Annotated in this window: 8 protein-coding genes and 1 pseudogene; 2 read left to right on the top strand and 7 right to left on the bottom strand. The window is 64.3% G+C overall.

All coding sequences use genetic code 11. The features are described 5' to 3' along the window. Together EOA38_RS19685 and EOA38_RS19680 are read left to right on the top strand one after the other, a co-directional pair. Positions 1-202, top strand: a pseudogene (locus tag EOA38_RS19685) (EEP domain-containing protein); the annotation flags it as partial. Positions 203-209: 7 nt separating this feature from the next. Further along, entirely contained in the window at positions 210-1055 is an 846-nt protein-coding gene (locus EOA38_RS19680; protein WP_126092108.1) for an EamA family transporter, read from the top strand. 22 nt (positions 1056-1077) lie between these two features. Here EOA38_RS19680 and EOA38_RS19675 read toward each other — a convergent pair whose 3' ends face one another. The 7 genes from EOA38_RS19675 to EOA38_RS19645 all read right to left on the bottom strand — a co-directional run bounded on the left by EOA38_RS19675 (position 1078) and on the right by EOA38_RS19645 (position 8585). After that, positions 1078-1392, bottom strand: a complete 315-nt coding sequence (locus EOA38_RS19675) for a Dabb family protein (protein WP_126092109.1) — start codon at positions 1390-1392, stop codon at positions 1078-1080. A 10-nt stretch (positions 1393-1402) separates the two neighbouring features. Next, entirely contained in the window at positions 1403-3031 is a 1629-nt protein-coding gene (locus EOA38_RS19670) for a choline dehydrogenase (protein WP_126092110.1), read from the bottom strand. A 12-nt stretch (positions 3032-3043) separates the two neighbouring features. Continuing rightward, positions 3044-3805: a 3-ketoacyl-ACP reductase gene (locus EOA38_RS19665; RefSeq protein WP_126092111.1), complete on the bottom strand. Its 762-nt coding sequence runs from the start codon at positions 3803-3805 to the stop codon at positions 3044-3046. A 160-nt stretch (positions 3806-3965) separates the two neighbouring features. Then, entirely contained in the window at positions 3966-5477 is a 1512-nt protein-coding gene (locus EOA38_RS19660) for a GMC family oxidoreductase (protein WP_127300003.1), read from the bottom strand. Positions 5478-5545: 68 nt separating this feature from the next. Then, entirely contained in the window at positions 5546-6661 is a 1116-nt protein-coding gene (locus EOA38_RS19655) for an ABC transporter ATP-binding protein (protein WP_126092113.1), read from the bottom strand. Between the two features lie 23 nt (positions 6662-6684). Further along, the gene (locus tag EOA38_RS19650) at positions 6685-7629 is read right to left on the bottom strand and encodes a carbohydrate ABC transporter permease (protein ID WP_126092114.1); all 945 of its coding nucleotides are present in this window, start codon (positions 7627-7629) and stop codon (positions 6685-6687) included. Next, positions 7626-8585, bottom strand: a complete 960-nt coding sequence (locus EOA38_RS19645; protein WP_126092115.1) for a sugar ABC transporter permease — start codon at positions 8583-8585, stop codon at positions 7626-7628. The genes EOA38_RS19650 and EOA38_RS19645 overlap by 4 nt, the downstream gene beginning before the upstream one ends. Positions 8586-8806: the final 221 nt, after the last annotated feature.

Here is an 8806-nt window from a genome sequence, read left to right as displayed (position 1 = left end):
GGACTTCCACACGAACGAAAAGATCATCGACGGCAGCCTGGCGAAGCGTCGCCTCGATCATTGCTTCGTCGGCGGTATGTTGGCTGGGCGCGTGCGTTCGGTCAGCGCCGACATCGGCGAGGTGGCTTCCGACCATTTTCCGCTCAGGGTCGATATCGATCTGGAAACGCCGGGCATCGCCTCGGGCTTTGCGGGCGGGTGAGACGGACGTGACGCTGTTCGTCTTCCTCGCGGTGCTCTCGGCGGCTGCCATGCATGCGATCTGGAACGCGCTGGTCAAGGTGCATCTCGACCGCTTCCTGTCGATCACGCTGATGACGCTCGGCATGGGTGCCGCCGCTCTCGTGGCACTGCCCTTCGTCGAGGTGCCGAAGGCCGAGGTCTGGCCTTTCATTCTCGCCTCGGTCTTCTTCCACATGGGCTACCGGACATTCCTGATCGGCGCCTACAAGGCCGGCGATTTCGCCCAGACCTATCCGCTGGCGCGCGGCACCGCGCCTCTGCTTGCCGCGCTTGGCGGCATCATCGTGGTAGGGGAGGTGCCTGCGCCACTCGCCATACTCGGCATTCTCCTGTTGTCGGCGGGCACGCTGGTGATGTCGTTTCGCGGCGGCGTACATCTGGAGCGGTTCAACCTTCGCGCGGTCAGCTTCGCGCTCGGCACCTCGATCTTCATCGCCAGCTATACGCTTTCCGACGGCAGCGGCGCGCGGTTGGCGGCGACCGCGACGAACTATGCCGCCTGGCTGTTCGTCTGCGATGCGGCGTGGGCGCTGGTGCTGTGCGTCGCCTTTCGCGGGCCGCAATCGCTTCCCGTGCTGGCGCGCGACTGGAAGGCCGGCCTCTTCACCGGCGTGCTCAGCGGCGCCGCTTACTGGATCGTCATGTGGGCGATGACCAAAGCGCCGATCGCCTCGGTCGCGTCATTGCGCGAGACATCGATCCTGTTTGCCATGCTGATCTCGGTCTTCGCACTGGGCGAGAAGATGACGCCTTGGCGCGGGGCCGCCGCGCTCGGCATCGTCGCGGGCGTCGTCGCGCTGCGGTTGGGATGAATCCGCAACGTGCCGTCCCCCTTCAGCCGGGAATTTCCAAATCGAACACCATCAGCCCGTCGGTGCCGCCCTCGAGCGCGGCAACCAGCCGGGCGCCGGCGCGCTGATGCGCTTCGTGCACCAGATAGGCGTCGCGGGCAGCGGCATCGCGGAAGTCGACGGTGAAGCCATGGGTGAAGCCGCGCGCAAAAGGCTCGGGGCTGACATTGGCGCTGAAATGGACCTTGCCCATGCCGTCGATCAATGAGCGCAGCGCCTCCAGATCGGCGTGGATCGCCGCGCGCTCGGAGGAGGAGACATCGTCGCGGAAGCGGACGAAGACGCAGTGCCGGATCATCGTTCTTCCCTCAAGCCGCCTTGTTGCCCTTGAACACGGCCGGCGGCAGCGGCTCGCGGCCGAGGATCAGATCGGCGCCCTTTTCGCCGACCATGATCGTCGGCGCGTTGGTGTTGGAGGAGGGGACGCGCGGCATCACGGAGGCATCGCAGACGCGCAGGCCTTCGATGCCGCGCAGCCTGAGGTCAGGCGTCACTACGCTCATCTCGTCATGGCCCATGCGGCAGGTGCCGACCGGATGGTGGTCGGTCTTGGAGGTGCGGCAGGCATAGTCGAAGAGGTCGGCGTCGCTTTGCAGGGCAGGGCCGGGCAGCACCTCGCGCAGCACATAGGGCTGGAGCGCCTTCTGCCGCATGATCTCTCGCGCCAGCCGCAGGCCCTTGATCGACATGTCGCGATCGTAGGGATCGGACCAATAGTTCGGATCGATCAGCGGATGGTCGGCAGGGTCGGCGCTTTTCAGCCGCACCGTGCCGCGCGAGCGCGGGCGCAGGAAGGCGGAGTTGAGCGTCACGCCCGGGTTGTTCAGCTTCTCGACACCGGCCTCGATGCCGGAGCCGAGGCCGAGATGGAACTGGATATCGGGCGAGGCGGACGTCGGGTCGGCGTACCAGAAGCCGCCGGTCTCGAACAGGCTGGAGGCGACAGGCCCCTTCTTGAGCAGGAGATATTGCAGGCCGGCCCATAGCGTGCGGTGCAGCTTGGCGTAATTGTCATAGGTGTGGTCGCCGGTGCATTCGGCGATCACGAACAGGTCGAGATGGTCCTGCATGTTGGAGCCGACGCCGGGAAGGTCGTGGACAGGTGTCACGCCGACCGATTTCAGATGGTCGGCCGGGCCGATGCCCGATTGCATCAGGAGCTTCGGCGAGCCGATGGATCCCGAGGAGATGATCACCTCGCGCGCGGCGCGCAGGATGGTCTTCTGCCCGCCCGGCTTGTCGACGATCTCGACGCCGACGGCGCGGCCCTTCTCGACGACGACGCGGGTGACGAGCACGTCGGTCCTGACCGTCAAATTTTTCCGCGTACGGATCGGCTTCAGGTAGGCGACGGATGCAGACGAGCGGCGCGCATCCTTCTGGGTGAGCTGGTAGTAGCCGATGCCTTCCTGGCTCGCGCCATTGAAATCCGGATTGAAGGGGATGCCCATCTCCTGCCCGGCGCGGAAATAGGCCTCGCAAATCGGGAGCGGCGAGATCGGGTTGGAGACGCCGAGCGGCCCTTGGTCGCCATGATAGTCGTTGGCGAAGCGCTGGTTGTTTTCGGCGCGCTTGAAATAGGGCAGCACGTCGCGATAGCCCCAGCCGGCGAGGCCTTCTTCCTTCTCCCAGGCGTCATAGTCGCGGGCATTGCCGCGCGTGTAGATCTGGGCGTTGATCGACGAGCCGCCGCCGACGACCTTGGCCTGCGTGTACCAGAAGACGCGGTCCTTCATGTTCTTCTGCGGCACGGTCGACCAGCCCCAGGAAGCGATGCCCTTGGTCATCTTGGCGAAGCCCGCCGGCATGTGGATCAGCGGATGCCAGTCCTTGCCGCCGGCTTCCAGCAAAAGGACGGAATTCCCTGGATCCTCGCTCAGCCGGTTGGCCAGGACGCAGCCGGCCGGACCGGCGCCAACGATGATGTAGTCAGCCATGGTTCCACTCATTCACAGACGAGGCACGGAAAGCGCGCCGTCGACATCGATTACCGATCCGGTCGAAAAGCCGAACTTGCCGGAGGCCAAAGCGGCCACCACCGCGCCGATATCGGCGGCCTCGCCCCAGCGCTTTGCCGGCACCAGACCGCCATCGATGAGCGCGTCGTATTTGGCGGATACGCCTGACGTCATGTCGGTGCGGATGATGCCGGGCCGCACCTCGAACACGCCGATGTTTTCCGCCGCGAGCCGCAGCGCCAGGTTCTTCACCCACATCGAAAGGCCGGCTTTGGAGATGCAGTAATCGGCGCGCTCCGGCGAGGCCATCGTGGCGCTGACCGAGGTGATGGTGATGATCGATCTCGCCGAGCTGGCTGGCGCCGCAAGCATCGCTTTGGCAACGGCCTGGCTGAGGAAAACCGTGCCGCGCAAGTTGATGGCAAGCGCACGGTCGAAGTTCTCCGGCTTCAGGTCCAGAAGGTCGCCGCGCACGACGGCGCCGACGCCGGCATTGTTGACCAGGCAATCGATGCGCCCGAAGGCGTCCATCGCGGCCCCGACGAGAGCGGCATGGCCGGCGAGGTCGGCGATGTCGCAACGGACGTAGGCGAACTTCGCGCCGCGTGCTGCAATGTTCTTGGCAAGTCCGTCAGCCGGCTTCTCGGCAAGGTCGGCGACGAGGATCTCGAAGCCGGCATCGGCCAGCGCCTCGGCGCAGGCAAGCCCGATGCCGCGCGCGCCGCCGGTGACGATAGCCGCCGGGCGGGTCATTTGAACATATCCTTTCCAATGTCGGCGCCGCCCCTCATCCGCCTGCTGGCACCTTCTCCCCGTATAGTGACGGGGAGAAGGGGAATGGCCGCAACGCCGGCGCCTCCCTCTCCCCGTTCTTCACGGGGAGAGGGTAAGGGTGAGGGGCGGCGCCGACGGATCAAAGCTCGCTCCTGCGGATGTGGTCGGCGACGCGCAGCGCCTGGGCGGCGATCGACAGCGCCGGGTTGACCGCGGCCGAAGTCGGCAGGAAGCCGGCGTCGACGACGAACAGATTGCGGTGGTCGTAGGCGCGACAGAACGGATCGAGCGGTGCTGCCGCCGGATCGTTGCCCATGCGCACGGTGCCGCACTGATGCGAGGGCGTGCGCTTGTCGAAGGGCCGCGACAGCACGATCGGATAGCCGCAGGCGCGGAAATTCTCGCGCATCACCTTGGTCAGGCCCTCGAGCGACTGCATGTTGGAACGCCGCCACTGCATGACGATCTCCTTGCCGTCGACCATGATGCGGCTTTCGGGATCGGGCAGGTCCTCGCACATCAGGTACCAGTCGACGGCATGGCCGGCCATGAAATCGAGCGCGAATTTCGGCGCCAGCTTCACATTGGCCTTCAGCATGTTGCCGTCGATCTTGCCGAGCAACTGGACATTGCCCAGCGGCTTGCCGCCCTTGCCGTCCGACAGATAATAGTCGTTGAGCATCAGCGTCTTCTGGTAGACGGCATCGTTGCGGCAGCGCGGATCGATCGCGAGCATCGCGCTCGAATTGTGGTTCATGAAATTGCGGCCGACCTGATCGGAGCTGTTGGCGAGGCCCTTGCCGCCTGCCTTACCGTTGCTGGCGGAAGGCGAGCGCAGCAGGATGACGGCGGAATTAACCGCCCCTGCCGAGAGGATGACGAGCTTCGGCGAGAGTTTCTTCTGCGCACCGCCCTGCGTGTACTGGATGGCGGCGATCGATTTGCCGTCCGGTGAGGCTTCGAGCCAGTCGACATGGGCGCCGGTTTCGAGCTTGATGTTCGCATCACTGAGCGCTGCTGCCAGCGGTCCGGTCTGGGCATCGATCTTGCCCTGGCCGGTGTTCGGGAAAGCATCCCAGCCCGTCTTGCCCTCCTTCAGCCAGGCTTCGATATCGACGCCGAGCGGCAGCGATGCCGGATGCAGGCCAAGGCCTTTGAGCTCGGCGCGGGCGCGCGCGATCGAAGGCTCGTCTGGCACCGGCTCGAAAGCGTAGGGGATCGAGTGGAACGGCTCGGTCGGGTCCTCGCCGAGCGAGCCGCGCACGCGAAAAAGCTGCTCGGCCTTCGAGTACCAGGGTTCGAACTCATCATAGGAAAACGGCCAGGCGGGAGAGACGCCGCCGAAATGCTCCATGGCGGAGAAATCCTCCTCGCGATAGCGGATCAGCACCGCGCCGAAGAATTTCGAATTCCCACCGACGTAATAATAGTTGCCGGGGTTGAAGGCCGGGCCGCCGGCCTCGCGCCACATCTCCTTCGGCCGGTAATGCTCCTCGACGAAGATGGATCGCGTCGAGCGCGCATGCGGCGTCGCAGGGAGATGGTCGCCTCGCTCCAAAATCAGGATCGAGGCGCCGCTGCCGGCCAAGCCGGAGGCGATCGTGGCGCCGCCGATGCCGGAGCCGATGATGACGATATCCGGATTTGCCATAGCCTAAGGGTCTTTGTTTCGATGCATGTCGTTGCCCCAAAACCGGAGCCACTTTTCGGCGACATGCATCAGAGGATGCGCTTCTCGGTCGCCGGATCGAAGAACACCGCCTTGCTGAGGTTGAAGGCCAGCGGCGTGCTGGTGCCGGGCTGGATCCTGGCATCGGCGCGCAGCCGCGCCACCACCCCCTTGCCGCCGAGATTGGTGACGGCGAACGTATCCGATCCCGCCGGCTCGACCACCTCGATGTGGCAGTCGGCGGTGGCGATCTCGGATCCGTTGCGCTCGGCGCCTTCGGGATCGGTCAGCGCTTCCGGGCGGACGCCGAAGATGACCGGCTTATCCTTGAACGCTGCAAGGCCGGCCGGCGCTCCGGGCAGCGACAGCGTGATCGGCTGGCGCGCCTCGCGGTCGAGCACAACGGCGAGCCCGCTGCCATTGGCGCCGATCTTGGCGGGGATCAGGTTCATCGCCGGCGAGCCCATGAAGTCGGCGACGAACACGTTGGTGGGGTTGTTGTAGACTTCGGCCGGCGTGCCGAACTGCTGCACCTCGCCGTCGCGCATCACGGCGATCTTGGTCGCCAGCGTCATCGCCTCGATCTGGTCGTGCGTGACATAGACGATCGTCGTGCCTGTGCTCTGATGCAGGCGTTTGATTTCGACGCGCATGTCGACGCGCAGTTTAGCGTCGAGGTTGGAGAGCGGCTCGTCGAACAGGAAGAGTTTCGGATCGCGCACCAGCGCGCGGCCCATGGCGACGCGCTGGCGCTGGCCACCGGAAAGCTGGCTGGGCTTGCGGTTGAGCAGGTGACCGATCTGCAGGATCTTCGCCACCTTGTCGATGGCAGCCTGCCGCTCCGCCGCCGGCACGCCGCGCATCTCCATGCCGAAGGCGATGTTTCCGGCGACCGTCATGTTCGGATAGAGCGCGTAGCTCTGGAAGACCATGGCGATGTCGCGCTTCGAGGGATGCAGATCGTTGATCGCCCGGCCTTCGACGCGGATCTCACCCTCGGTGATGTTCTCCAGCCCGGCGATGGTATTGAGCAGCGTGGACTTGCCGCAGCCGGACGGACCGACCAGCACGAGGAAGCCGCCCTTTTCGAGCTCGACATTGATGCCCTTCAGGATCTCGACATTCCCGAAGCGCTTCTTCAGCCCATCAATTTCCAGAAAAGCCATGGTCGTTCCTTCAGAAAATAGGGTCAGCCCTTGACCGCGCCAGCCATCAGCCCGCGCACGAAATAGCGGCCGGCGACGACGTAGACGAGAAGGGTGGGGAGCGCGGCGATCATCGCAGCCGCCATGTTGACGTTGTATTCAACGACGCCGGTCGAGGTGTTGACGACATTGTTCAGCGCCACCGTCATCGGCATCACGTCGCCGGTGCCGGCATAGGCAGAAGCGAACAGGAAGTCGTTCCAGATGTTGGTGAACTGGTAGATGACGGTGACGACGAAGATCGGCATCGAGTTCGGGAGCATGATGCGGCGGAAAATCTGGAAGAAGGACGCGCCGTCGACCTGCGCCGCCTTGATCAGTTCGGTCGGGAAGGCCTCGTAGTAGTTGCGGAAGAACAGCGTGGTGAAGCCCAGGCCGTAGACCACGTGGACGAAAACGAGGTTGACCGTCGAATTGCCGAGGCCGAAGTTGAAGCCGGTCGCGTTCCGCAGGCTGGCGCCGAAGCGGCCGATGCTGCCGAGGATTGTCGCCATCGGCAAGAGCACCGACTGGAACGGGATGAAGCAGGCGAACAGCATCATCGCGAAGACCAGCGTATGGCCGCGGAAACGCCATTTGGTCAGGACATAGCCGTTGAGCGCGCCGAGCAACGTCGAGATCAGCACCGCCGGCACCACCATCTTGATGGAGTTCCAGAAATAGCCCTTGATCCCCGCACAAGTCAGACCGACGCAGGCCTCGCCCCAGGCCTTGAACCATGGCTCGATGGTGGGCGATTGTGGCAGCGCCAGCATGTTGCCGTTCTGGATCTCGTCCATGGTCTTGAACGAGGTGACCAGCATGACGAAGAGCGGCATCAGATAGAACAGAGCAAACAGCGCCAGCAGTCCGTAAATGACGATGCGGTTGATCGTCCTGGCGCTGACGCCGCTCGAGGCCTGGCGGGCAGGTGAGGCAACAGTGCTCATCGCGGCTTCTCCCTGAGCTCGGAATAGAGGTAAGGCACGATGATCGCGGTCAGCGTCATCAGCATGATCACCGCGCTCGCCGAGCCGACCGCCATCTCGTTGCGCTTGAAGGTGAACTCATACATGAAGTTGGACGGCAGCCAGGCCGAGCCGCCGGGACCACCGCTGGTCAGCGCCACGACCAGGTCATACGACTTGATGGCGAGATGGGCGAGCACGATGAAGGCCGAGAGAAACACGGGCCTGAGCAGCGGAATGACGATGCGGCGGTAGAGCTGGAAGGTGGAGGCGCCGTCGATCTGCGCCGCCTTCATGATCTCGCCGTCGATGCCGCGCAGGCCGGCCAGGAACATCGCCATGATGAAGCCGGAAGCCTGCCAGACGCCGGCGATGACCACCGTGTAGATGACGAAATCCTTGTTCTTGATCCAGTCGAAATGGAAGCTCGTCCAGCCCCATTGATGCAGCGTCTGCTCGAGGCCGAGGCCGGGGTCGAGGAACCACTTCCAGGCAACGCCGGTGACGATGAACGAGAGCGCCATCGGGTAGAGGTAGATCGGCCTCAACATGCCTTCGCCACGGATCTTCTGGTCGAGCAGGATGGCCAGGAACAGGCCGAGCGCCAGGCAGATCAGGATGTAGAGGAAGCCGAAAATGCCCATGTTGGTGATCGAGGTGTACCAGCTCGACGGCGGGTCGCTCTCGAAGGTCCAGCGCCACAGCCGCTGATAGGCGCGGGCGCCTGTGATGTCATAGGACGGGAAGGTCTTGGAGTTGGTGAACGACAGATAGATCGTCCACAGGATGAAGCCATAGACGAAGACGATCGTCGCCGCGAAGCTCGGCGCCAGAACGATCTTCGGCAGCAGATCCTGCAACCGCGAGCGCACCGTGGTGCTCGGACGGCCGTTATGCTCCGGCGTCAGCGATATGGTGGTTTCGGCAACTGTGCTCATCGGCTCATCCAGTACCGGTTAGCGGGAATCGGCTTGGCGCGCGGGCACGCCAGGCAACAGTCCCGGATATCGTCTCGACAGGAGACCTCCCCCGCCAACGCGGGGGAGACTCGAGTTTACGGCAAAACGGCTTACTTGGCGTCGTCGATTGCCTTGACCAGCTCGGTCACGGCCTCGTCCGAGGTCTTGATCTGACCGTGGACGAACTTCGAGATGACGTC

The sequence above is a fragment of the Mesorhizobium sp. M1E.F.Ca.ET.041.01.1.1 genome (genome assembly GCF_003997355.1).
Classification (GTDB): Bacteria; Pseudomonadota; Alphaproteobacteria; order Rhizobiales; family Rhizobiaceae; genus Mesorhizobium.
The sequence above is the reverse complement of the archived record's forward strand: the minus strand, read 5'-3'. Positions and strand labels throughout refer to the sequence as shown.

What these genes read in the sequence shown, in the direction of transcription:
- EOA38_RS19655 (WP_126092113.1), bottom strand. Translation starts at nt 6,661, where the DNA reads ATGGCTTTTCTGGAAATTGATGGGCTGAAGAAGCGCTTCGGGAATGTC.
- EOA38_RS19665 (WP_126092111.1), bottom strand. Translation starts at nt 3,805, where the DNA reads ATGACCCGCCCGGCGGCTATCGTCACCGGCGGCGCGCGCGGCATCGGG.
- EOA38_RS19660 (WP_127300003.1), bottom strand. Translation starts at nt 5,477, where the DNA reads ATGGCAAATCCGGATATCGTCATCATCGGCTCCGGCATCGGCGGCGCC.
- EOA38_RS19645 (WP_126092115.1), bottom strand. Translation starts at nt 8,585, where the DNA reads ATGAGCACAGTTGCCGAAACCACCATATCGCTGACGCCGGAGCATAAC.
- EOA38_RS19675 (WP_126092109.1), bottom strand. Translation starts at nt 1,392, where the DNA reads ATGATCCGGCACTGCGTCTTCGTCCGCTTCCGCGACGATGTCTCCTCC.
- EOA38_RS19650 (WP_126092114.1), bottom strand. Translation starts at nt 7,629, where the DNA reads ATGAGCACTGTTGCCTCACCTGCCCGCCAGGCCTCGAGCGGCGTCAGC.
- EOA38_RS19670 (WP_126092110.1), bottom strand. Translation starts at nt 3,031, where the DNA reads ATGGCTGACTACATCATCGTTGGCGCCGGTCCGGCCGGCTGCGTCCTG.